The 22,869-nt window shown below is 72.9% G+C and carries 16 protein-coding genes, 2 tRNA genes and 1 pseudogene; 14 read left to right on the forward strand and 5 right to left on the reverse strand.

Translation table 11 applies throughout. The annotated features are described in order from the left end of the window. Window positions 1-180: 180 nt before the first annotated feature. The 8 genes from DQ392_RS17830 to DQ392_RS17860 all read left to right on the forward strand — a co-directional run bounded on the left by DQ392_RS17830 (window position 181) and on the right by DQ392_RS17860 (window position 8,765). Window positions 181-921 carry a DUF4232 domain-containing protein gene (locus DQ392_RS17830; RefSeq protein ID WP_147266545.1) on the forward strand — a complete coding sequence of 247 codons (741 nt, stop codon included), beginning with the start codon at window positions 181-183 and terminating at the stop codon, window positions 919-921. Between the two features lie 118 nt (window positions 922-1,039). Next, window positions 1,040-2,293, forward strand: coding sequence for a glycosyltransferase family 4 protein (locus tag DQ392_RS17835; RefSeq protein WP_114016636.1), 1,254 nt, complete (start codon window positions 1,040-1,042; stop codon window positions 2,291-2,293). Beyond that, the gene (locus tag DQ392_RS17840) at window positions 2,290-3,423 is read left to right on the forward strand and encodes a hypothetical protein (protein ID WP_245981621.1); all 1,134 of its coding nucleotides are present in this window, start codon (window positions 2,290-2,292) and stop codon (window positions 3,421-3,423) included. Before DQ392_RS17835 ends, DQ392_RS17840 begins: the two co-directional genes overlap by 4 nt. A 194-nt stretch (window positions 3,424-3,617) precedes the next feature. After that, window positions 3,618-4,565 (forward strand): NADP-dependent oxidoreductase, encoded by a 948-nt coding sequence (locus DQ392_RS17845; protein WP_114016637.1) that lies wholly within the window; start codon window positions 3,618-3,620, stop codon window positions 4,563-4,565. Window positions 4,566-4,990: 425 nt separating this feature from the next. Beyond that, window positions 4,991-5,155: a hypothetical protein gene (locus DQ392_RS34490; protein ID WP_181856477.1), complete on the forward strand. Its 165-nt coding sequence runs from the start codon at window positions 4,991-4,993 to the stop codon at window positions 5,153-5,155. A gap of 228 nt (window positions 5,156-5,383) precedes the next feature. Further along, window positions 5,384-6,400 carry an RNA polymerase sigma factor SigF gene (locus tag DQ392_RS17850; RefSeq protein ID WP_425470549.1) on the forward strand — a complete coding sequence of 339 codons (1,017 nt, stop codon included), beginning with the start codon at window positions 5,384-5,386 and terminating at the stop codon, window positions 6,398-6,400. 198 nt (window positions 6,401-6,598) lie between these two features. After that, window positions 6,599-7,684 carry an RNA polymerase sigma factor SigF gene (locus DQ392_RS17855; protein WP_114016638.1) on the forward strand — a complete coding sequence of 362 codons (1,086 nt, stop codon included), beginning with the start codon at window positions 6,599-6,601 and terminating at the stop codon, window positions 7,682-7,684. Between the two features lie 169 nt (window positions 7,685-7,853). Continuing rightward, on the forward strand, window positions 7,854-8,765 hold the full coding sequence (locus tag DQ392_RS17860; protein WP_181856478.1) for a hypothetical protein: 912 nt from the start codon (window positions 7,854-7,856) through the stop codon (window positions 8,763-8,765). A 152-nt stretch (window positions 8,766-8,917) separates the two neighbouring features. Here the strand turns inward: DQ392_RS17860 and DQ392_RS17865 are convergent, their stop codons facing one another. Beyond that, window positions 8,918-9,142, reverse strand: a complete 225-nt coding sequence (locus DQ392_RS17865; protein ID WP_114016639.1) for a hypothetical protein — start codon at window positions 9,140-9,142, stop codon at window positions 8,918-8,920. A gap of 262 nt (window positions 9,143-9,404) precedes the next feature. Here DQ392_RS17865 and DQ392_RS17870 point away from each other — a divergent pair, with 262 nt between their 5' ends. From DQ392_RS17870 to DQ392_RS17880, 3 genes are all read left to right on the forward strand, one after another. Beyond that, window positions 9,405-9,881, forward strand: coding sequence for a MarR family winged helix-turn-helix transcriptional regulator (locus DQ392_RS17870; protein ID WP_114016640.1), 477 nt, complete (start codon window positions 9,405-9,407; stop codon window positions 9,879-9,881). 187 nt (window positions 9,882-10,068) lie between these two features. Continuing rightward, window positions 10,069-12,585, forward strand: coding sequence for an MFS transporter (locus tag DQ392_RS17875; RefSeq protein ID WP_245981622.1), 2,517 nt, complete (start codon window positions 10,069-10,071; stop codon window positions 12,583-12,585). A 190-nt stretch (window positions 12,586-12,775) separates the two neighbouring features. Further along, window positions 12,776-13,720: a YceI family protein gene (locus DQ392_RS17880; protein WP_245981624.1), complete on the forward strand. Its 945-nt coding sequence runs from the start codon at window positions 12,776-12,778 to the stop codon at window positions 13,718-13,720. Between the two features lie 88 nt (window positions 13,721-13,808). On the opposite strand, the gene DQ392_RS17885 is transcribed toward DQ392_RS17880, so the two are convergent. Further along, a complete protein-coding gene (locus DQ392_RS17885) occupies window positions 13,809-14,615 on the reverse strand; it encodes a TetR/AcrR family transcriptional regulator (RefSeq protein WP_114016643.1) in 807 nt (268 codons plus the stop codon). Window positions 14,616-14,888: 273 nt separating this feature from the next. Continuing rightward, window positions 14,889-15,224 (reverse strand): annotated as a pseudogene (locus DQ392_RS17890) (winged helix-turn-helix domain-containing protein); the annotation flags it as partial. A gap of 364 nt (window positions 15,225-15,588) precedes the next feature. Here DQ392_RS17890 and DQ392_RS17895 point away from each other — a divergent pair. Next, on the forward strand, window positions 15,589-16,104 hold the full coding sequence (locus tag DQ392_RS17895; protein ID WP_114016644.1) for a hypothetical protein: 516 nt from the start codon (window positions 15,589-15,591) through the stop codon (window positions 16,102-16,104). A gap of 100 nt (window positions 16,105-16,204) precedes the next feature. Here DQ392_RS17895 and DQ392_RS17900 read toward each other — a convergent pair. Then, window positions 16,205-16,277, reverse strand: a tRNA-Arg gene (locus DQ392_RS17900). 240 nt (window positions 16,278-16,517) lie between these two features. Then, window positions 16,518-16,607 (reverse strand) — tRNA-Ser (locus DQ392_RS17905). A gap of 339 nt (window positions 16,608-16,946) precedes the next feature. Here DQ392_RS17905 and DQ392_RS17910 point away from each other — a divergent pair. Together DQ392_RS17910 and DQ392_RS17915 are read left to right on the forward strand one after the other, a co-directional pair. Beyond that, the gene (locus tag DQ392_RS17910; RefSeq protein ID WP_114016645.1) at window positions 16,947-17,396 is read left to right on the forward strand and encodes an SSI family serine proteinase inhibitor; all 450 of its coding nucleotides are present in this window, start codon (window positions 16,947-16,949) and stop codon (window positions 17,394-17,396) included. 427 nt (window positions 17,397-17,823) lie between these two features. Next, entirely contained in the window at window positions 17,824-22,782 is a 4,959-nt protein-coding gene (locus DQ392_RS17915) for a PAS domain-containing protein (protein WP_114016646.1), read from the forward strand. The last annotated feature ends 87 nt before the right edge of the window (window positions 22,783-22,869 follow it).

The raw sequence follows: 22,869 nt of genomic DNA on the forward strand, positions 1-22,869 counted from the left end.
CGCGTGCCGGGGCGGGCCGCCGTGCGCCCCCGCACCGGGCTGTTACACGCCGCGGACAGAATCCCGTGAACAATCCCCGCCGGGCCGTCATCACAGTGAATGTACCGACAAGCGAAACCCGGCCGGGGTGCCCCGCGGAAGTGGGCGGCCGTGCCGCATCCGACACCTGTGGGGGAACTCGTGAAGACCGCTCGTACTCGCTGTACCTTCCGATCCGCCGGCCTCGTCGCCGTCGCCGCCGCCGCCGCGTTCTCGCTGACCGCCTGCCAGGACGGGGGCGGCAAGGACGACGACGCCGGCTCGTCGTCCTCCTCGTCGGTGGCCGAGGACTCGGGCGCGAAGGACTCGCAGGCGCAGGACTCCGGCTCGGACGGTTCCGGCTCCGCGGGTGAGGGCAGCCCGGACGACGGGAACGGAAGCGGGAACGGCGGCGACGGCGACGCGGACCTGAGGGCCAAGGCCGGGGCCGGGGCCGGGGGCGCGAAGGCGGACGCGGGGGGCGTGAAGCGGTCGGCGTGCGAGGTCGGCTCGGTGCGGGTCGGGCTCCAGCCGACCGGCGGCTCCGCGCCGGTCATCCTGCTCAAGGCCACGAACAGGGGCGAAGAGCGCTGCGACCTGTACGGCTACCCCTTCGTCGGCTACCCCGACGCCCAGGCCCCGATCAAGGCCGGCGGCGGCCGGCCGCAGGCCGTGGTCTCCCTGGAGCCGGGCACCTCCGCCTACGCCGCCCTCAGCCTGGAGGAGGGCGACGGCGCCCACGTGCACCGAGAGAAGCGGCTCACCGTCGAACTCGCCGACCGCGACCAGAACGGCACCGGCGCCACCGCCACCGTCGACGCACCCGCGGGAGCCGGCCTCGCGCTGAGCGACGACTCCACCGTCTCGTACTGGAACACCACCCCCGAACTGGCCCTCCAGTGAGGCGGTTCGGGGCGCTACCCGGATTTTTCCGGCGCCGCGCGGTCATCGCCGCACCGCTGCTGTGGAAGACATGCAGCGAGTGGCCGGGCGTCATCCACTTCTAGGGGTACGAGGAACGATGCACATCTCCTTCTTGATCTTCAGCGCGTACGGCATGGGAGGAACGGTCCGCACCACCTTCAACCTGGCGCAGGCACTCGCCGAGCAGCACGAGGTGGAGGTCGTCTCGGTCTTCCGCTACCGGGACAGGCCGTTCTTCGAGCCGGACAACGGCGTACGGCTCTCGTCACTGGTCGACATGCGCCGGCACAGACCCACCTTCGACGGCGATGACCCCGAGCACGCCCGCCCCGCCCGGGTGTTCCCCGCAGCCGACGGCCAGTACAAGCAGCACAGCGCGCTGACGGACCGCAAGATCGGTGAGTATCTGAGCAGCACCGAGGCGGACGTCGTGGTCGGAACACGGCCCGGGCTCAACGTGCACGTGGCCCGGCAGACGCGGCGCGGCCCCGTGCGCCTGGGGCAGGAGCACCTCACGCTCGCCACGCACTCCGCGCGGATGAAGCGCCTGCTGCGCCGCACCTACCCTCGGCTGGACGCGGTCACGACGGTGACCGAGGCCGACGCCCGCGACTACCGCAGCACCCTGCGGCTGCCCGGCGTGCGCGTCCAGTCGCTGCCCAACAGCGTGCCGGAGCCGGACGTCGCTCCCGCGGACGGCAGCAGGAAGTGGGTCGTCGCCGCGGGCCGGCTCGCCCCGGCCAAGCGGTACGACGTGCTCATACGCGCCTTCGGCGAGGTCGTCCGCGAGCGCCCGGACTGGGGCCTGCGCATCTACGGTCACGGCCGCGAGGCGGACAAGCTGCGGAAGCTCATCGACGAACTCGGCCTCTACAACCACGTCTACCTGATGGGCTCGGCCAACCCCATCGAGGCCGAATGGGTGAAGGGCTCGATCTGCGCGGTCACCTCGAGCCTCGAATCGTTCGGCATGACCATCGTCGAGGCGATGCGGTGCGGTCTTCCGGTCGTGGCCACCGACTGCCCGCACGGCCCCAAAGAGATCATCCGCGACGGTGCTGACGGGCTCCTCGTCCCGACGGGCGACGTGCGGGCGATCGCCGGTGGGCTGCTCCGTCTCATCAACGACGAAGGGCTCCGCACGAGGATGGGCAAGGCGGCGCTCAGCGCGTCGGCACGGTTCGATCCCGCGCAGGTGGCCGCCCGGTACGAGGAACTGATGACCTCGCTGGTCAACCGGCGGGCCGGCACGCTGCACCGGGCCCGCGGCACTCTCCTCGGCGGCGCGTACGCCGCCAGGGAAGCGGCACGGCTGGGAGTGAAGTACGCCCTGGAAGGAGCACGGACATGATTCTGGCCCTCTTCGACACCTCTCCCCGCGCCGCCTCGCCTCGGGGCGTGGCCCCGAGGGGCGTAGCGGTGGCAGACCCGCCGCCGGACGTCGCCTCTCCCTCCGTACCCGAGGTCTCCGTACCCGGGGCCCCGGCACGGGAGGTCCCCGTATCCGAGGTCTCCGTACCCGAGGCCCCCGCACCGGAGATCCCCGCACCCGACGTCCACCACCCGCGCGTCGACTGCATGGCAGACAGCACCGTGGGACTCACCTTCACGGTGCGGCTCTTCGACAAGGACGCCAGGGAGATCGCGGCCTCGCAGGTGCCGGAGTCGGCGGCCGTACTCCTGCGCCTGCGCCACCATCACGGACCGGACGCCTCCTTGCGGCTGCCGCTGACCCCCGTTGCGGCGGACGGCAGGCTGCGCGCCATCCTGCCCAGCACCACGCAACTGCCCGAGGGCCGCTGGGACGCCTACCTCTCCTTGGCCGACGAGGAGCCGCAGCGGCTGCTCCCCGGAGTGCACGACCTGCGTTCCCTCGTCAGCGGCGGCTCGCCCTCCGACGCGCACGCGTGGCTCGGCGTCCGGATCCCCTACACGACCAAGAACGGCAATCTCGCCGTCCGTGCGTGGCTGCGCAGGCCCCACGCGGAGGCAGGGACGCTGCGCGTGGAGGACGGCGCCATGGTGCTGCGAGGGAGGCTCCACGGTGCACGGCTCTCGGCCACCGCGTGCCTGGAGGCGCTCCCTCGCGACACCGCGGCGTCACCCGTGCGCGTAGCGGTGCGGCCGGACAGCGAGGGGGATTTTGGTCCGGAGAGGGCCCCCGAGGGACCGGAGAGGACCCCCGAAGACGCCGACGCACGCCACTCGGCCCGCGACTTCACCGTCGAACTGCCCTTCGCTTCCCTGCTGCCCGGACACCAGGCCTGGGACCTGTGGCTGCGCCCTTCCGCGTACGAGGAGCCTGTCCGTCTCGCCCGGATCCTCGACGACATCCCCGACAAGAAGCGCATCTTCACCTATCCCTCGCGGCGCGTGAGCGACCGTGACGGTGCGATCCACTCGGTGAAGCCGTACTACACGATCAACAACAACCTCTCGGTGCAGGTGACCACCGAGAACGGCCAGGCGGAGAGGGAGTGACCGTCCCGCACCGTCGCTGACCGGACAGACGGCCGGGCAGACGGCGGTGCGGACGGCCGGGCAGACGGCCCGCACGGACGGATGCTTCCGGCGCGCCGCGAGGCCCCGCCCGTGCGGACTGCGAGGCGGGGCCGCCTGTCGTACGTTGAGAGGGCGACCGCTGGTCCCAGGGGGGAGCAGGGAGGCGCGGGCGGATGCGTGCTGTCGGTGTGCGGGAGCGGAACGGGCGGCCCGAGGTTCTTCAGGCGCGGCGGCCGGAACCGGGCGAGGGCGAGGTCCTGGTGCGGATCGCGGCAGCCGGCCTCAACCCGCTGGACTGGAAGATCGCAGACGGCATGCTCGAGGACGTGGTGCCGTACGACTTCCCGCTGGTGATGGGGGTGGACTTCGCGGGGGTCGTCGAGGCGAGCGGCCCTCAGGCGCACCGGTTCGTGACGGGCGAGCAGGTGTTCGGACACGTGGTGAGCGAGCCCGTGGGGCGGGGCACGTACGCCGAGTACGTCGTCGTGAACGAGACGGGCAGCGTGGCGCCCGCGCCCCTGACACTGCCGCTGACCGCGGCCGCGGGTGCGCCCACGGCGGGCATGGCGGCGCTGGGGATCATGGGCTCGGCGGCGCTGCGTTCGTACCGGTCCCTGCTGATCATCGGCGCGGCGGGCGGCGTCGGCACGTTCCTCACCCAGCTCGCCGCGGCCGAAGGGCTGCGCGTGGCCGCCGCCACGCACGGGCACGACCAGGCCCGTATGGCGTCCTTCGGCGCGGCGCTGACCGTCGACGTCAGGGAGCGTCCGCTGGAGGAGGCGGTGCGGGAGGAGTATCCGGCGGGTGTGGACGCGCTGGTGGATCTCACCTCCCTCGCCCGGGAGGACTTCGCGGCGCACGCCAGGCTCGTACGGGACGGGGGCGTGGCGGTCTCCACCGTGGACGCGGCGTCGCTCGACGCGCTGCACGGGCGCGGTATCGAGGGCATCAACTTCCACCTCGACCCTTCCGCGGAACTGCTGGAGGGGCTGGTGAGGGAGATCGACAGCGGCCGGGTGGCCGTCCCGATCGAGGCGGAGGTCCCGCTGGACGAGGCCCCCGGCGCAGTCGCCCGCAACCGGGCCGGCGGCGCCCGCGGCAAGACGGTCCTGCTGCCGTAGGGCTCTTCCGCGGTCTTGCTCCGGCAAGGGGGCGCCACTGCCCTCGGTGTGCGGCCTGCCTGCGGGCGGATGGTGACTCGCGAGGGCATTCCCCCGCCGCCCGCCCCACCGGCCGCCGGCCGAGTACCTCCCGGCAGGAGTCCCCCCACAGCCTCCGTCGAGTACCTCCCGGCCGGAGCGCCCCCGTCTCCGGCCGGGAAGCGCCCCCAGGGGGAGGGCTCTCTCGCCCCCTTCCGGCCGCGGGGAACCGCTCACCCGTCGCGCACGCCTCTGTGTCCACCGTGCTTCCCGCTACACTCGCGCCCGCACAGCCATACGGCGCACGGGCGTTCGCGGAACAGACGTACCAGCGCACAGGCGTGCAAACGACAGGACACGCAGGGGCGCAGGGTGTCGATGAGAGCACCCGGGGGAGGGACAGCGCGATGGCGCAGGCGAAGAAGCTCGTGGGCTACCTTCTGGTCGTCTTCGTGCTGTACACGATCATCACGTCCCCCGAACGCGCCGCCGATCTGGTCCAGATAGGTTTCGAAGGTATCTCCAGTGCCGCGCAGGGTGTCGGCCGGTTCATGACCTCGCTCGTGAACTGAGAGCCCCTGAAAGCCCCTCGGAACCCCTCCGGCGCCCTCCTCTCCGGCACCCGTCCCGAGCGTCCGCACGCGCGACGGGACAGCAACACGGAGTGATCCGGTGCTTGCGCACAGTGCACCTGTCTTGTGATGCTATGACCGCTTTTTGCCGGACGAAACGCGACCGAGCACACGCGATCGATCACGACAGATCTGCACCGATCTGTACCGTAAAGGGGTGGTGGCTGAGTGGACGGGACCCGGACGCCCACCCAGACTCCCTCCGGCGATGCCGAAACGGCGTCCGACGCGCCCCCGGTGACCGCCGCCGTCCCGTCCGCGGCCTCCCCGGCGGCCGCATCCGCGCCCGCCGCCGCATCTCCGTCCACCCCTTCGGCAGTCGCCACCTCGACGGCCGCCACCTCTTCCGAGGCCCCCTCGGACACTTCCTCGGACGCCCCTTCCGAGACGCCGCGCACGCCCGCCGAGGCGCAGCGGGAGCGGGCCGCGCGGACCCGGGCGCTGACGCAGTCCCTCTTCGAACAGCTGTCCGGGCATGAGTCGGGTACGGCCGAGCACGAGCGCATCAGGGCTGCGCTGATCGAGGCCAATCTGCCGCTCGTCCGGTACGTCGCGGCGCGCTTCCGCAGCCGCAACGAGCCGATGGAGGACGTCGTCCAGGTCGGCACGATCGGGTTGATCAACGCGATCGACCGGTTCGACGCCGGCCGCGGGGTGCAGTTCCCCACGTTCGCGATGCCGACGATCGTGGGCGAGATCCGCCGCTACTTCCGCGACAACGTCCGCACCGTGCACGTGCCGCGGCGGCTGCACGAGATGTGGGTGCAGGTCAGCGGCGCCACGGAGGATCTGACGACGCTGCACGGGCGGTCGCCCACCACCGCGGAGATCGCCGAGCGGCTGAAGATCTCCGAGGAGGAGGTGCTCGCCTGCATCGAGGCCGGGCGGGCGTACCGGGCCACCTCTTTGGAGGCCGCTCAGGAGCGTGAGGACGGGATGCCGGGGCTGCTGGACCGGCTCGGCTACGAGGACCCGGAGCTCGACGGTGTCGAACACCGCGATCTCGTCCGCCACCTGCTCGTACAACTGCCCGAACGCGAGCAGCGGATCCTGCTGTTGCGGTATTACCGGAACCTGACGCAGTCGCAGATCAGCGCCGAGCTGGGCGTCTCGCAGATGCACGTCTCGCGGCTGCTCTCGCGCAGCTTCGCCCGGCTGCGGGCCGCAAATCGAATCGACGCGTAACCGGATCGAGCGACCTCAACTTCTGCCCCACCGCTCCCAGCTGTGCAGTTTTATCGACATGAGGCTACGTCGCGTTGCCTACTTGTGACATTCTGCAAGAGCTGCGTTTGCCGCGGCGGCAGTCCCGGTATGGAGGGGGAGGTGCCTCCTTGAGCCGAGGGCGCCGCAGCGACCCGTCCGCGACCTCAAGGGGGTGGCATGTCCGTAGAACTGGGCAGCTCGAAGGTGCTCACCGAGAACACGTCCCCGGCCCCGGGGGCACCTGACGGGCCGAGGGGGTACGTCCTCCCTCACGCCCTCGTCGACGAGCCCGTCACAGAGCCGGGCGCCGAACTGGCAGAGGGCGCAGGGCTGCCGGATGGTGCCGACCTGGCAGCAGACCTGACGAGCGACCTGGCCGGCGGCGCGGAAAGGGCGGAAGGCCCCGACGGGCCGGACAGCGCGGGCACGGCGGCCGGTGAGCTGGCGGGCGTCGCCGCGGCGTCCGGCGAAGGGCTCGACACGCGCACGCTCTCCCGCTCGCTCTTCCTGCGCCTGGCCGCGCTCGACAAGGCGGCGGCCGAGTCCCCGGGTACGGATCCGACCGCCGAGCGGATGTACGTGCGGGACACCCTCATCGAGCTCAACCTGCCGCTAGTGCGGTACGCGGCGGCGCGCTTCCGCAGCCGCAACGAGCCGATGGAGGACATCGTCCAGGTCGGCACCATCGGGCTGATCAAGGCGATCGACCGGTTCGACTGCGAACGCGGCGTGGAGTTCCCGACGTTCGCGATGCCGACCGTCGTCGGGGAGATCAAGCGCTTCTTCCGCGACACCTCGTGGTCGGTGCGGGTGCCGCGCCGCCTCCAGGAGCTGCGGCTGGCGCTGACGAAGGCGAGCGACGAGCTGTCGCAGACCCTCGACCGCTCCCCGACCGTCACGGAGCTGGCCACCTGCCTGGGCGTCTCGGAGGAGGACGTGGTCGACGGGCTGGCCGTCGGCAACGCCTACACCGCCTCCTCGCTCGACTCCCCCGCGCTGGAGGAGGACGGCGGCGAGGGCTCGCTGGCGGACCGGCTCGGCTACGAGGACACGGCGCTGGAGGGCGTGGAGTACCGCGAGTCCCTCAAGCCGCTGCTGGCCAAACTGCCCCCGCGCGAGCGCCAGATCATCATGCTGCGGTTCTTCGCGAACATGACGCAGTCCCAGATCGGTGAGGAGGTCGGCATCTCCCAGATGCACGTCTCCAGGCTGCTGACCCGCACACTCGCTCAGCTGCGCGAAGGGCTGATCGCGGAAGACTGACATCGTCGAGGCGATCGGGGGGCCGAGTGCGGCGGGGGACACACAGACGAGCAGGCATACGGAGCCGAGCGAAGACAAGGAGCCGAGCATGCGCACACGTACCGGCGTGCGAACGGATACGGGCAGACGGAGACTTCACTTCTGACGACCCGTCAGTGACACTGGCGCCATGCGAGGGCACAGGAGCCAGCGAAGCCACAAGAGCCAGGCCGCCCGCGGAAGTCAGGGACGGCGGAAGAGCGGCGGCAGGACTCGGAGCCGCCGAGGTGGTCGGATAGCCGCCTCGGCGGCTCTCGTCTGTCTGGGCGCGCCCCTGCTCGGCGGGTGCGGCGGCAGCGGGGACGAGGGGTACGTGGCGGTCGGTGCCGGCGCCCCCTCCGGCCGGAGCGGGGACGGATCCGACGGGGGAGAGGGGGGCGGCGAGGTGCGGATGGTGCCGCTCCCCGGCGAGGGCGGAGAAGACGGCGCGGACGAGGACGGCAGCGGCGCCCGGCGCGGCGACGGAGACGGCGGGAGCGGCCGGGACGGCCGGAAGGACGGCTCCGCGGGCGCCGGAGAAGGCCGGGAGGGCGACGGGGACGGCGGCACCGGGGGCGACGGCGCGCCGGACGGGGGGAACGGCGGAGGACGGCCGTCCGGCTCCCCCTCGTCAGGCTCCGGCGACGCGCCGGCCGGCTCCGGGTCGGGGACGGGCGGCGGAGGCGGCCCCTCCCCCGGTGGCTCGGGCGGAGCGGGCCCGGGCGGGTCGGACGCGGAGCACGACGGTCCCGCGGTTCTCACCGCGAGCGAGCCGCAGCGGGCGAAGGCGGACAAGCGGTGGTGCGAGAAGGTGACCGTCCGTCTCGCCAACACCGGTGGCCGCCCGGTCACGGGCGGCAGGATCACTTTCTCCACTCACATCATCGGCGGTCTCGGCGTGGACTGGGCCACGCGCGAGAGCACGCACGCGCTCCCCGTGCCGATCGGCGCCGGGGAGAAGAAGGAGAAGACCTGGAAGGTGTGCGTGGACTCCTGGCGGGTGCCGCTGGGCATGCACGTCGAGACCCGCGAGGCGAAGCTCTCCGACTGGAAGGAGAAGTGAGCCTCTCCGGCCGGCGGAGGGGTGAATCCCCGGCCGGTGCGAGGGGTGAGCTCCTTGGCCGGAGGAGGGAAGGGGTGGGCCGGGCGGCCCGATGACGTCGCGCACACCGCGCGAGGTGGCGTGACGCGGCGTGCACGCCGCCCGGGGAGCTGTCAGGAGAAGGCCAGCCAGGCGACGGCGCCGAGGACGACGACGGCTGCCACGATGCCGACGATCACGCCGACGCGCGGCCCTGCGGGGGCCGGTGCCGGTGCGGGTCGCCTGCTCTGCTGGGGGCCGCCCTCGTCGACGAAGGCGCGGAACATCTGGGTACTGCCTGCCGGGTCGGGGTGTCCCTGTGCGTCCGGACCCTGGGGCGCGTGCGGGTTGTGAGCCATGTCCCAGGACCCTAGCGAACCGTCGCCCGGATGGCACAGCGCGTCCCGGGCCGCCGGTGTGCGGTCCCTCACATCCCGAACCCGGGCCGCTGCCGCCGTGCCGTCCTGCGCCCACCTGGGGTTTTCCTGGCTCGCGGTCCGTGCTTGAAGGGTCGCACACCCGGACTTGGTCGATTGTTTGCCTGGCTTGCCCGGAATCAACTTGCCTACAGCAACCAACCACCCGTATGGTTGCCTTAAGCAACAAGTTCATGGGGTGCAGATGGCCGAACGCAGTCAGTACGAGGAGCTGGCCCGGCAGATCAGCGCCATAGGCGCCGTCAAACGAGAGATGGCACGTGGTCTTCCCCCGGAGTGTCCGCCCGCGTCGGCGGCCGTACTGATGCTCCTGAACAAACACGGGGAGATGCGCACCAGCCAACTGGCCGAGCTGATGGCGATCGACATGTCGGTGACCAGCCGACACGTCGCCCACGTCGCCGACCGCGGCTGGATCGAACGCCACCCTGACCCGCAGGACGGCCGCTCCAGGCTGCTGCGGATCAGTGACCGAGGTGAGCGGTTCCTGACGGACCTCTCGGCACACACGATCGAGTCGCTGGCCGCTCACCTGCACGACTGGAGCGACGAGGACGTCGCCCAGCTCAATGACCTGCTGAACCGGCTCCGAGCGAGCTTCGGGGACTGCCGCGCCCGCGGCGGGCAACCCCACGAGACGAAAACCACCGCAACACACTGAGTGAGAAGGACGCCGAATGGCAACAACCCGACCCCAGCCACCGGTTGGGGGGCCCCGCGACGCCGTGCAAGGGGCCGGCGGCGGGGCCCGACACGCGGCTCACGGACACGCAGTCGGCGGCCAGGCCCAGGCCCCGGCTCCGGGTGCGGGCACCACTGCCGCACCGGCATCCGACGGCACACCGAAGATGACACACCGGCAGATCATGGAGGCGCTCTCCGGGCTGCTGCTCGGCATGTTCGTCGCCATCCTGTCGTCGACGATCGTCTCCACGGCCCTGCCGAAGATCATCGCCGATCTGAACGGCAGCCAGAGCTCCTACACCTGGGTGGTGACGGCATCGCTGCTGGCGATGACCGCCTCGACCCCGCTGTGGGGCAAGCTGGCCGACCTCACCAGCAAGAAGCTGCTGGTGCAGGTGGCGCTGATCGTCTTCGTCCTGGCCTCGGCAGGCGCGGGTCTCTCGCAGAACCCCGGCATGCTGATCACCTTCCGTGTGGTCCAGGGCATAGGAATGGGCGGGCTGTCCGCCCTGGCACAGATCATCATGGCCGCGATGATCTCCCCGCGTGAGCGCGGGCGGTACAGCGGCTACCTCGGCGCCACCTTCGCCGTCGCCACCGTCGGCGGTCCGCTGCTCGGCGGCGTGATCACCGACACGAGCTGGCTCGGCTGGCGCTGGTGCTTCTACGTCGGTGTCCCGTTCGCGATCATCGCGCTGATCGTGCTGCAGAAGACGCTGAAGCTGCCCGTCATCAAGCGAGAGGGCGTCAAGGTCGACTGGCTCGGCGCGTTCCTCGTCGCCGCCGCGGCCTGCACCCTGCTGCTGTGGGTCACCTTCGCGGGCGACAAGTACGACTGGGTCTCCTGGCAGACCTACGCCATGGTCGGCGGCGCCATCGTGCTGGCACTGCTGTTCGTGCTCGTCGAGTCGAAGGCCAAGGAGCCGATCATTCCGCTGCGGCTGTTCCGCAACGGCACGATCACCCTGGCAGCCGTCGCCTCGCTGTTCGTCGGCATCGCGATGTTCGGCGCGACGGTCTTCCTCAGCCAGTACTTCCAGCTGGCGCGCGGCGAGTCGCCGACGATGGCCGGTGTCATGACGATCCCGATGATCGCGGGACTCTTCGTCTCCACCACCATCTCCGGCCAGATCATCACCCGCACCGGCAAGTGGAAGCGGTTCCTGATCGCCGGCGGTGTGCTGATGACGGCGGGCATGGGCCTGCTGGGCACCATGCGCTACGACACCGAGTACTGGCACCTGGCGATCTTCATGGCGCTGCTCGGACTCGGCGTCGGCATGATGATGCAGAACCTGGTGCTCGCCACCCAGAACCAGGTCAAGGCCAATGACCTGGGCGCGGCCAGCTCCACGGTGAACTTCTTCCGTTCCCTGGGCGGTGCGGTCGGCGTCTCGGCGCTCGGCGCCGTGCTCTCCACCCGGATCACCCACTACATGGAGGACGGCTTCGCCAAGCTGGGCATGAAGCCCGGCGCGACCGGCGGCTCCACCGGTGGAGGCGGCAGCGCGCTGCCCGAGGTCGACAAGCTGCCAGGCCCCGTGCGCACCGTCGTGGAGAGCGCCTACGGCCACGGCATCGGCGACATCTACCTGTTCGCCGCACCGGTCGCGCTGCTGGCGCTGCTGAGCGTGCTGTTCATCCGCGAGGTCCCGCTGCGCACCACCTCGGCCAACGAGGCGGACGAGGAGGACGCACGGCAGCCCGCCATGGCGACGGCCTCCGCGGGGGTCTCCGCACAGCCGGCCGAGACACCGGCCGTCGAGCGCACGGCACCGCAGCCGATGGCCGGCCCGCAGGCCGCACCGGCCGCTGTCGCCCAGCCGCAGTCCGCACCACAGGGGGGCGACACTCAGCAGTTCAGGGAGTACGCATCCATGGCCACAGCCCAGTCCCCGGCTCCGGTACCCACCAGCGGTTACGGGGTCTACGGCACCGTACGCAACGCCGACGGCATCGGTGTCGCCCGCGCGGCGGTCACGCTGATCTCGCTCAGCGGACGGCAGCTCGGTCGCTCCGTCGCCCACGCCGACGGCTCCTACGGGCTGGACGCGCCAGGGCCTGGCTCGTACGTCCTGATCGCGGCCGCCGACGGCCACCAGCCGCAGGCGTCCACGATCGTGATCGGCGAGGGTCCTCTCAGCCACGACCTGCTGCTGTCGGGCACCAGCGGCCTGGCGGGCCAGGTGCGCGGGCTGGCGGACGGCGCCCCGGTGAGCGGCGCGATGGTCGTCGTCACCGACGTGCGCGGCGAGGTGCTGGCCACCGGCGTGACCGGCGACTCCGGCGACTACCGCTTCGACGAGCTGGTCACCGGCACCTTCACGCTCGCCGTGAACGCCGGCGGCTACCGGCCCACCGCGGTCCCGGTCGAGGTGCAGGGCCAGGGCGTGACCCGGCTCGACATCGACCTGGCGTCCGGGGCCCGGGTGACCGGCACCGTGCGCGCGGGTGCGCACCGCGCCCCGTTGCAGGACGCGCGGGTCACGCTGGTGGACGCCGCCGGCAACGTCATCGCCACGTCCACCACCGGTGAGGACGGCGCCTACGCCTTCACCGACCTGGACGCCGGCGACTACTCGGTCATCGCCAGCGGGTACCCGCCCCAGGCGAACGCGCTGCGCGTGGCCGGACCCGGAGTGGACGCGTACGACATCGAACTGCACCACCCGGACGAGTGACCCCCCGGTCCGGACGGCGCGCGTCATCGAGCGGAGCGCGCGCCGTCGGGACCGGCCCGGGGAAGGGCCCCGGCCGCCCGGAGAACCGCACTGCGACCGCACAGCGAACCGCACTGCGCGAGCGCGGGCAAGGGACGGCCCGCCGCCGAGGCGCCGGGGCCCGTCGTATGCGAGAAGGAGCAAGGAAGACATGACAGTCGGGGCAAGCGGAGCAGACGGCGCCCACGGCGCCGACCTCCCCGGGACAGGTGTCCCCGGGACGGGTGTCCCGGGGGCAGGCGCCCCGGGGACGGGCGCCGGTGGGACGGGCGCCGGCGGGGGCGGCGTTCGCGCACGGGTGCGGACCCGGGACGGCTGGGCGGTGCAGCACGCCGTGCTGACCGTCACCGACATGACCGGCAACCAGGTCCTGCGTGCCGAGGCCGACGACGAGGGGTTCGTGCGCAGCGCGGAGCCGCTGCCCGCGGGCCCGTACACGGTGATCGCCACGGCCGTCGGTTACGCACCGGCCGCCTCCACGGCGATGGTCACCGCCTCAGGGCGCGCGGACCTGGGCACCCTGGTACTCGCCCGGCAGGGCGGCGTCGAACTGCCGCCGCCCGGCACCTGGACGATCGACCCGATGCACTCCACGGTCGCCGCCAGCGCCCAGCACCTGGGCATGACCAGCGTGCACGGCAGGTTCACCGAGTTCGGCGGCCGCATCGAGATCGCCCAGGACTCGGAGAAGTCGTCGGTGGAAGCCGTCATCAAGGCGGAGTCCATCAACACCGGCAACGACATGCGCGACCAGCACCTGCGCTCCGGGGACTTCCTCAACATCGAGACCTACCCGGACATCACCTACCGGAGCACGGGCGTCGACGTGGCAGGCCCCGACCGGTGGACGGTGCACGGACAGCTCGGCATGCACGGTGTCGTCCGCGACGTGGACCTGGACCTGACCTACCTGGGCACCGGGCCCGACCCGTGGGGCGGCGTACGGGCCTCGTTCCGCGCCACCGCCGAACTGCGGCGCTCGGACTTCGCGATGAACTACAACCAGGTGCTCCAGGCCGGCATCGCGGCAGTCGGCACCACCCTCAGGGTCGACCTGGACATCCAGGCCGTCCAGGGGGACTCACTGCCGTTCTGACGGCCCACGGCCGGCAGGGGGTCTCACGATTCCCCGCCGGCCACCTCACCGGTCCCCGGAACTCGGTCCGCACCCGTTTCAACGGTCCTCACCGGTCCTCGGGGGAGGGTGGCTGCGGCGGAATCACGGGCGTGGCCCGGCCCTGCGGGGCCGGACCACGCCCTCCTCGCGTTCCGGCCTCGATACCGGCGATCACGCAGTCCAGCGCGACACCGAAGTCCCGCTCCGCCACCGGACGCACGGCCTCCGCACCGGCCACGTACTCGGGACGCGCCCCCAGCGCCGTACGCAGCGCGTCGAAACAGTCCTGCGAACTGACCCCCGCCTCGCTGCACCTGCGGTTCCAGCTCTCCTCGACGGCCGCGTGCCCGTAGACGAACGAGAAGAGAGCCGCCAGCGCGCCGTCCGCCTGCTGCTCGGGCAGCCCGGAACGCAGCAGCACCCGCCGCACCCCCAGCTGGAAGCCCATCGCGCTCGGCCCGACGTTCAAGAAGCTGCCCAACGTGCCCGAAGCCCACGGATGACGGCGCAGCAGCCCGCGCAGCGCGAACGCAGCCTGCCGCAACTGCTCACGCCAGTCGGCGCCTTCGGCCTCCGCGTCCGGCACCTCCAGCTCACCCTCGACCGCGTCCAGCGCCAGTTCGAGCAGATCGTCCTTACGATCCACGTACCAGTACACCGACATGGCCGTCACGCCCAGGTCCGCGGCCAGCCGGCGCATCGAGAACCTCGCCAGCCCCTCGGTGTCCAGCAACCGCACCGCCGCCGCCGTGATCTTCTCCCGGTCCAGCCCCTCCGTCTGCGACGCACCGGACGCCTTGCGGCGCACCTCGGGCCGCTCCTCCAGCCACACGCTGGTCCTGCGCATCCGGCTCGTGCGGCTGCCGTCGCTCATGGCACGCCCTCCTTCGTGGGCCGCCCGGCCCAGAGCCGGTCTCAGGGGCGGAACGGGGCGGCAACAGCCCGGGGGAACCCGGACCGTTACCCCCTCGATGCTAATCCGTATCCGCCCCCTCATCCGCCTTCGGCAACCCGAATACCGCTATTCCGGATCCGGCCGGGACCGGATCCGGGGCGGGCACCGAGGAAGGGCGCCGGGGTGGACGCTGGTGAGGAGGTGCGCTGTGGAGGGCACCGCGCGGTGAGTTACTCGAAGGACTGACCCCGGCTACCGCACAGATTGCGCGGGCTTCTCGGCGGGCTTGAGGACGTAGCCCGCGCCCCGCCGGGTGTGGATCATCCGCTCACGCCCCGCGTCCACCTTCCGCCGCAGGTAGGAGATGTAGAGCTCGACGAGGTTCGCGCGGTCGCCGGGCACACCGAACCCGTCGTTCCACACCCGGTCGAGTATCTGGGTCTTGCTCAGCACCCGGCGGGGGTTGCGCATCAGGAAGCGCAGCAACTGGAACTCGGTCGCGGTCAGCCGGATCGCGTCACCACCGCGCCAGACCTCCCGCGTCTCCTCGTCCAGCGACAGATCCCCGACGACGAGCAAACGGCTGCTCGCACAGACGCGTTCGCGCGCTCCGTGCGCCGTGCGCGCCGTGCGGGCGTCGCCCGCCCCGCCGGCCGGAGGCGCCCCGCGCGCCGCGTCCGTCCCGTACCCGTGTCGCTGTACGCGCGGCGCCGCGGCCGCGCTGCTTCCGCTCCGGCTCATCCCACCACCATCGGGCAACAGCGTGAGAGGACTCTTTGCGGAATCTGTGATTCCGCTGAGAACGAGCGGGAGCGCCCTTCGGTACGCGGCCGGCCCGGGCGCTCGTAGCGGCACCCGGAACCGGAAGGCACCGCCAGCACCGAGGCACCGACAGCGCTGACGGCACCGCCAGCACCGACGGCACTGGAACGGGGCGGCCTAGAGTCTCCCTGTGACAGCAGTCGTAGCAGCGATGATCACGGCCGTGGTCGGCGTCCTGGGCACCCTGTTCGCGCCCGTACTCACCCAGCGCATATCCGCACGCCAGCGCGCGGAGGAACGGGTCGAGACCGAACGGCTCCGCCGCTTCGAGGAGCGCCGCGCCGCCTACACGTCGATGAACCGCGCCTCCCGCCAGTTCAGCACCCTCCTCAAGGACGCCCTGCACCGCCTGCGCGACGGCGTCTACACCGACCACGAGCGCACAGCCCTGGAAGAGGCCCGCCTCGAATACCGGGACCGCTACGCGGAAGCCCAGATGATCGTCCCCGAACGCGTACTGGAGGCGTCCCGCGCCGCCAACCGCGTCCTGGCGGAGGCCGACGGAGCGGTCAAACGCATCGACCGCGGCCGCCCCCTCGAAGGGGAGGACGCCGAGTCGGTCCGCCACACCCTCACCGCCGACGGTGACCCCAAACTGGCCGCCATGCGCCGCCTCATGCGTGAGGACCTGGGCGTGACGGACTGAGCCCCGCCAGCGCACAACCTCCGCAACCGGACCCCGCGCCGCCGTACGACGCGAAAGAGCCCCGCTCCGATGATCCGGAGCGGGGCTCTTACCTGGTGTGCGCGCTCGGCAGGATTCGAACCTGCAACCTTCTGATCCGTAGTCAGATGCTCTATCCGTTAAGCTACGAGCGCTTGCTGTCCGGCTGTTCTCTTGCCGGTCGGCGTTGCGGGAACAACATTACATGACCTCCGGCCGGAGGCGAAATCCGTTGAGGACAGCCGCCCTGACCTGCGGAAACGGCGGATCCAGGCGGAAAACGGTGCGGCGGTGCGGTGGACGGCACGGCGCACACACGGCACACGCACGCGGCGCACACGACGAAAGCCCCGGCCTGGGGCCGGGGCTTCGGTGATCATGCTGCGGATCAGAAGCGGAGGCTCCGGGATTTGAACCCGGGATGGGGGATCACCCCAAACCGCATTAGCAGTGCGGCGCCATAGACCAGACTAGGCGAAGCCTCCAGACACACTCGGCGCTTCCGAAGAGGCGGACGAGGTGTGTGCTGATGATGGCACAGCCTCGGGGGCTGTCTCCAATCGCCCCTACCGTACTCGGTCGGCGGACCCCTGGGCAAAGCGTGGGGCCGGTCCCCTTGCTCCGCCTGCTCCCCTGCGTCCGGCCGGCGCCCGGACGCAGCGCTCGGACGGCGCGCGCCCGGACGGGTTCCGGGGCGCAACGGGGCGGCCGGGGCGGCGTTAACCCACAGGGGGCGTACTCGCGGCGCCCCCCTTCCCTCTCACCCCAAAGGACCGCGCGCCCCGTCAGCAGTGCGGGCGCTCCTCACTCACCGGAGTCATCCCATGCCGTGTCGTACTGCTCTCACGCCGGCCGCCCTGGTGTCCACCGCGGCCGCTCTCCTCTTCCTCGCGGGCGCGCTCTCCGGCGCCCCGGCGGTGGTCCCGGAGGCGTCCGCCGCGACCCGGCCCGCCGACGAGCTCGCCTTCACCGTGTCGGACAGCGGTACGTCGCACGACGGGTCGTACACGCTGCGGTGCCATCCCGCGGGCGGGGATCACCCTTCGCCGCGGCAGGCCTGCGCGGCACTCGACCGGGCGACCTCGCAGGGCAAGAAACCCTTCGAACCGGTGTCCGCCGACGCCACGTGCACGTTGGTCTACGGCGGTCCGGCGACCGCCCGGGTGACGGGCACCTGGCACGGCCGCGACGTCGACGCCAGGTTCAAGCGGGCCAACGGCTGCGAGGTCGACCGGTGGAACAGCCTCGTACCCGCGCTCCCGCGGACCGCCTGAGAACGTCCCACGTGCCGACGCCCTCCCCCCCCTGCGGACCGCCTCAGCCCCTCACTCGTGAGGACCATCTGAGGCTCCCCTCGTACAGGCCGTTCGTACAGGCCGTCCAGGATTCCCCTCGTACAGGCCGTCCGGGATTCCGAACAGGCCGCCCGGGGTCCGCGCGGGCGGCAGCCGCCGTTCCACAGCCCGACGTTTCGGCGGTTCCGGCCGGGCCGGCCGTGAGGGCTTCGCGGCCGGTCCTTGTGCGGGACACGGGTGGGTCCCGTGCATCCGCCGCCGCGCCCACCACCGCGGCCCGTAGACTCCCCCTAGTGACACGCCCGGGGCGACCGGCAGACTGGCAGCCGTGACCTGACCGGACCAACAGGGAAGAAACGGGCGGAAGGTCACGAGCACGTGAGGTCAGCAGGAGGGAATTGTCGCCGTGAGCAGCAGGCCATCCCGAGGCGCTGCTCGCCTCGCCGCCATACTCGACGCCCTGCCCGATGCGCTGCTCCTGGTGAACTGCAACGGCACGGTGGTGAACGCCAACGCCATCGCGCTGGAGGCCTTCGAGACGCCGGGGACGGCGCTCGTGGGGCGCGGACTGCTCGACCTGCTGCCCGAGTTCGACTCGAAGCGCATTCCGGGCTCGATGCGCCGCCCCGACGAGACCGAGCAGGCGCAAGGCCGCCAGAAGCCGACCCGGATGGTCGCGCGGCGCACGGACGGCACCGAGTTTCCGGTCGAGGTGACCAGCGCGAACCTCGAGGACGGACGGACGCCCTACGCCTCCGCGATCGACGCGGCGTTCGCCGACCATCCCAGAGGCGCCGGGTACACGGGCGACGAGTTGCTGATGCTCGTCGTGCGGGATCTGACGGGCACCCTCGACACCGAGGCGGAACTGGCGCGCCAGCAGCGGCAGACCGAGATGATCCTGCGTGCCGCCTCCGAGGGGGTCGTGGGGGTGGACACCGCCGGCCGCGTGGTCCTCGTCAACCCCGCGGCCGCGCACATGCTCGGTTACCGCGCCAGCGATCTGGGCGGTCAGGAGCTGCACCCGTTGGTGCACCACTCCCGTCCGGACGGGGCGCCGCTGCCGTTCGAGGAGACTCCGCTGGCCGACACCCTGCGCTCGGGCCGCAAGCACCGGGTGCGGGCGGGGCAGGTGCTGTGGGCCAAGGACGGCCGCGCGGTGGCGGTCGACATGACGACGGCCCCGGTACGGGACGGCGATCAGCTGGTCGGTGCGGTGCTGACGTTCGCGGACCGCCGTCCGTACGACGCGGTCACCGCGCGCCAGAAGCAGTTGCGGGCCGTCCTGGAGGAATCGCTGCGCGGGCCGCTGGAACAGTTGCGTGAGGAGCTGGCGTCCCTGACGTCCGATCCGGCGGCGCAGCTGTGGCCCGAGGCGAACCAGATCCTCCACCACCTTTCCGCGGGCTACGCCCGGATGACGACGCTTCTCGACAACGTCCTGGGCTACCAGCGGTTGGACGCAGGGCAGGAGCGGCTGAGGACCGAGCCGGTCCCCATGGACGCGGTCGTTTCGGCGGGCGTCGAGGGCGCCATCGAACTGATCGGGCCCGGGCGCGCCCAGTTCGCCGTGCACGCGCCGCCGATCGAGGCCGAGGTCGATCCCGAGCGCCTCGCTGTCGCGCTGGCGCACCTGGTCGCGGACGTGGCGGGGGTGGACGCGACGGGGCGTGCGCAGTCCGCGCCGCCGGCCGGCGCTGATCCGACGATCGTGGTCGCCGCGGCCCAGCGCGGCGAGGTCGTCCGCATCGAGGTGCGCGGCCCGTACGGCGGCGGGAGTCCGGTGCACGAGCCGCTGGTGCGCGGCATCGTCGCGCAGCACGGCGGGGTGCTGCAAACGCACGAGGTTCCCGGCTCGTCGGGCGGCAGCGCGTACGTGCTGGAGGTCCCGGTCCAGGCGGTCGGCAACACGGCACGCCCGTCCGGCACCCGCGCCCGCCGCGGCGGCGGGACGGACGGTACGGGGAGTACGGGTACCGCGGACAGGAGCGCGGGCGGTGCGACCGGCCCGGGTGGATCGGACAGTACCGCCGGCGCCGGCCGGGGCGGCAGTCACGCCAGAGGGGGCCGGCGCGTCCAGGAACAGGCCGCCGGGGGCGGTGAGGGCGGTTTCGGGGTGCCCCGCGTCGTGCAGGGCACCGAACACGGCGAAACGACGGTCATGCCCATGCCGGCGGCGCCGGTGCGCGGCACCGACGGACACGACGGACACGACCAGAGTGCCCCGGCAACGCATCAGCACACGGACCGCGCACCAGGTGGTGCGGAACAGCCGCGGCAGCCGTCGCGCTTCCCGGAGCCGGCGGCCGAAGGCGCCGTTCCGGACGCCGCGGGGGACACCCATGCGGGCAGGGAGCAGCAGGGTGGGCGGGCTCCGGCAGCCGCCCTGGAGCCGGTACGCGATCCACGGCGGGGCGCGAGCGCGCGCGGCCACGTACCCGACCCCCGCCAGAGCCTCGAGTTGGGGCCCGGGCCGTCCACGCCGCCCGGCGGCGGTCCCCTGCCACCCGGCGGCGGTCCCCTGCCGCCCGGCGAACCGTCCGCGCACGACCGCGTCGGCGCAAGCGCGCAGTCCGAGTTGAGCCCGGTCCGGGTGCCGGGGCGCGAGCCGTACCCCGGCCCGTCGGGCGCCCCCGCCGCAGGGCCCGGCGCGCCGGCCGATCCGCGCTCCGGCCCGGGGCCCGCCACGCCCCCCGGCTGGGACTCCCGGACGGGTGCCGACGCCGCGGCCGATCCGAGTGCGCCGACGGGCCCGAACGGCCCGAACGCGTCGGTCGATACGGGAGCACGGACCGACCCGAACGCGTCCGCCGAGGCCGGCGCCTCGGCCGGCGCGGGGGCCGTTTCCGTCGCCGCCCGTGGAGTCCCTGGTGCCCCTGGGGTCCCCGGGGCGCGCGTCCCCGCGCAGGAAGGTCCCTTCGAGGAGCCGTTCGACGGTCCGTACGACGACGCCGCGCCGGGCGTGCCCCGGCCCACGGGACGGCGGCGCGGCCGGCCGAGCCCGGACGAACAACTGCCCGACCAGTCCGCCGTCGGCACCGAGGGCGAGGCGGGCGACGCCGCCGGCCCTCTCGCGCTGCCGCCCGTACCCGCCCAGACCAGGGGACGGCGCGCCCGGCGCGCACTGGCCGAGCCCGCTGAGGGGGCGGCCGCCCAGGCCCCCGCCGGCATGGATGTCGGTAGCGACGAGGTCCCGTATCCGGGGTCTCCGCCGCCCGCCGCGGGGGTCGCGGACGAGTTCGCCGGTGAAGAGGCGGCAGCCGGACCCGAGGCGGGGGAGTTGTCGCCTGCCGGTGGCGGGCGCAGGGCGCGGCGCATCGCCGCGGCTCGCGCGCGGGCGCAGGCGGAGGCGGAGGCGCAGCAGGGGCCCCGGCACGCCCCGTTCGCGCTCCCAGCCGCCCCCTCTCCGGATGCCTCCACCCCTTCTCCGGACGCTTCCGCCCCGGCGACGGCGCCCCCCGCACGCGAGGCAACCGCTCCCGAGGCAACCGCACCGGGGGCCGCCGTCCCGGAGGTCGCCGTGCCGGGCTCCGGTGGTCAGCAGGCGGCGGAGGAGCCGGCGGGGGCCGCCGCGAGCCGGGTCGAGGACGACGCGGACGCCGAGGGCGCCCCTGAGGGGGGCCGGTCCCGGCGCGCTGAGCACTCGGTGGTCGCCGCCAGCCCGATCCTGGGTGGCGGTTCACCTCCGCAACAGCCCCAGCCGCCTCAGCCGTCCCAGCCTCCTCAGGAGACGCACGGGGCGCGGCCCGGTGCGTACGGGGAGGCGGACCACGGGCCGCGCGTGCGGACGCTGGGTCAGGGTGTGCCGTTCACCGAGCGCATCGCGGAGCAGGCGGCGCAGCAGTGGCCGGGCCCGCAGGTCTCGACACCGTCGGCTTCCTCGGCCATACCGTCCACCCCTTCCACCCCCGCGCCCCCGCCCGGCTCGGGTCGCCGCCGGAAACTGGCCACCCCGCAGGAGCGTTCGCACGGCGGGCCCGCCCAGCCTGAGTCGGGGCCGCCTGAGTCGGGGCCGCCGGAGGCGGGGCAGCCGCAGCCCGCTGCCCACCCCGCGCCGCCCGAGACCTGGACGCCCGGGCCGGGAGCCGCGGGTCCTGAACAGGGCACCCCGTGGACGGCCGCGGGCGGCGGACCGCTCCCCGCGGAGGCCGGGCAGCACCCGAGCGGCGGCCCCGGCGAGGCCCCGTCCTGGGACGTCGCCGTCCCCGGCACGGCGCAGGGCGTCGCACGGCCGGGCACGCCGACCGCTCCGGGCACCGGAGCCCAGCAGCCGGGTCCGGGGCCGCAACCGCCGCAGGGCCCTGGACCGCAGCCGCAGGTTCCGGGGCCGCAGCCGCGGGCCACGGGCCCGGGCCAGGTCGCGGATCCCGCCCCCGCTCCGGCACCGCCTCAGGGGGGAGCCGCGGCACAGCACCAGCCGCTGCCCCAGCCTCGGCAACGGCCTCAGCAGCGGCCGCAGCAGCCCCAGTCGTCTCTTCCCGGGCCGCTGCCGGGCGCGTACGAGCAGCAGCCGCCGCACCCTCCGGCGGGCGGCGAGGACGTGGCGGAGGGCCCGGAGCCGCTGGACGGCCCCGACAGTCCCGTCGCGGTGACGGACGGCCGTGGTCCCGGCGGTGCGCCGCAGGCCATGGACGACGAGTTGCCGCCCGAGCCGTTGGACAACCCGCGGCGGCTGCTGGTCTGGCCGGAGCCGGACGTCTCCACGCAGCAGGCGCTGTCCGACCGGGGTTACCGTCCTGTTCTCGTGCGCTCGCGCGAGGAGGTGGACGCGCAGATTGCGGCGTACCCGGCGGCGCTGTTCGTCGATCCGCTGACGGGGCCGATCACCAGGACGGCGTTGCAGTCCCTGCGGACGGCTGCGGTGGCGGCCGAGGTTCCGGTACTGGTGACGGCCGGGTTGGGGCAGGCGACGCGGGAGGCGGCGTTCGGCGCCGATCCTGCCGTGCTGCTCAAGGCGCTCTCGCCGCGGGACAGCGAGCAGCATCCGCCCCGGGTGCTGCTGGTCGAGGAGCGGCAGGCCATCGCGGCGGCTTTCGCGGCGACGCTGGAGCGGCGCGGAATGCGGGTCGCGCACGCCCCGACGGACTCGGAGGCGGTGAACATCGCGGCGCAGGTGCGGCCGAACCTCGTGGTGATGGATCTGATGCAGGTGCGGCGGCGCCGTGCGGGCATCATCGACTGGCTGCGGGTGAACGGGATGCTCAACCGCACTCCGTTCGTCGTCTACACCTCGGCCGACCTGGACCCGAGTGAGCTGCCCGGGCTTGCCTCGGGCGAGACGGTGCTGTTCCTGGCGGAGCGTTCCACCAACGCGGAGGTACAGGCGCGGATCGTCGACCTGCTGACGAAGATCGGCGCGAACTGAACGGGTGCGCCCGCGCGCGGGCGCACCACCGGACTACCGGCGTGCGTGCGCGCCCCGTACGCCGGGGCACGGCTGGGTTGTGTGGGA

The organism is Streptomyces reniochalinae, from assembly GCF_003323735.1.
Classification (GTDB): Bacteria; Actinomycetota; Actinomycetes; order Streptomycetales; family Streptomycetaceae; genus Streptomyces; species Streptomyces reniochalinae.

Coding starts and splice junctions, on each gene's coding strand:
- DQ392_RS17835 (WP_114016636.1), top strand. CDS start 1,040: ATGCACATCTCCTTCTTGATCTTCAGCGCGTACGGCATGGGAGGAACG.
- DQ392_RS17840 (WP_245981621.1), top strand. CDS start 2,290: ATGATTCTGGCCCTCTTCGACACCTCTCCCCGCGCCGCCTCGCCTCGG.
- DQ392_RS17845 (WP_114016637.1), top strand. CDS start 3,618: ATGCGTGCTGTCGGTGTGCGGGAGCGGAACGGGCGGCCCGAGGTTCTT.
- DQ392_RS34490 (WP_181856477.1), top strand. CDS start 4,991: ATGGCGCAGGCGAAGAAGCTCGTGGGCTACCTTCTGGTCGTCTTCGTG.
- DQ392_RS17855 (WP_114016638.1), top strand. CDS start 6,599: ATGTCCGTAGAACTGGGCAGCTCGAAGGTGCTCACCGAGAACACGTCC.
- DQ392_RS17860 (WP_181856478.1), top strand. CDS start 7,854: ATGCGAGGGCACAGGAGCCAGCGAAGCCACAAGAGCCAGGCCGCCCGC.
- DQ392_RS17865 (WP_114016639.1), bottom strand. CDS start 9,142: ATGGCTCACAACCCGCACGCGCCCCAGGGTCCGGACGCACAGGGACAC.
- DQ392_RS17870 (WP_114016640.1), top strand. CDS start 9,405: ATGGCCGAACGCAGTCAGTACGAGGAGCTGGCCCGGCAGATCAGCGCC.
- DQ392_RS17875 (WP_245981622.1), top strand. CDS start 10,069: ATGACACACCGGCAGATCATGGAGGCGCTCTCCGGGCTGCTGCTCGGC.
- DQ392_RS17880 (WP_245981624.1), top strand. CDS start 12,776: ATGACAGTCGGGGCAAGCGGAGCAGACGGCGCCCACGGCGCCGACCTC.
- DQ392_RS17885 (WP_114016643.1), bottom strand. CDS start 14,615: ATGAGCGACGGCAGCCGCACGAGCCGGATGCGCAGGACCAGCGTGTGG.
- DQ392_RS17910 (WP_114016645.1), top strand. CDS start 16,947: ATGCCGTGTCGTACTGCTCTCACGCCGGCCGCCCTGGTGTCCACCGCG.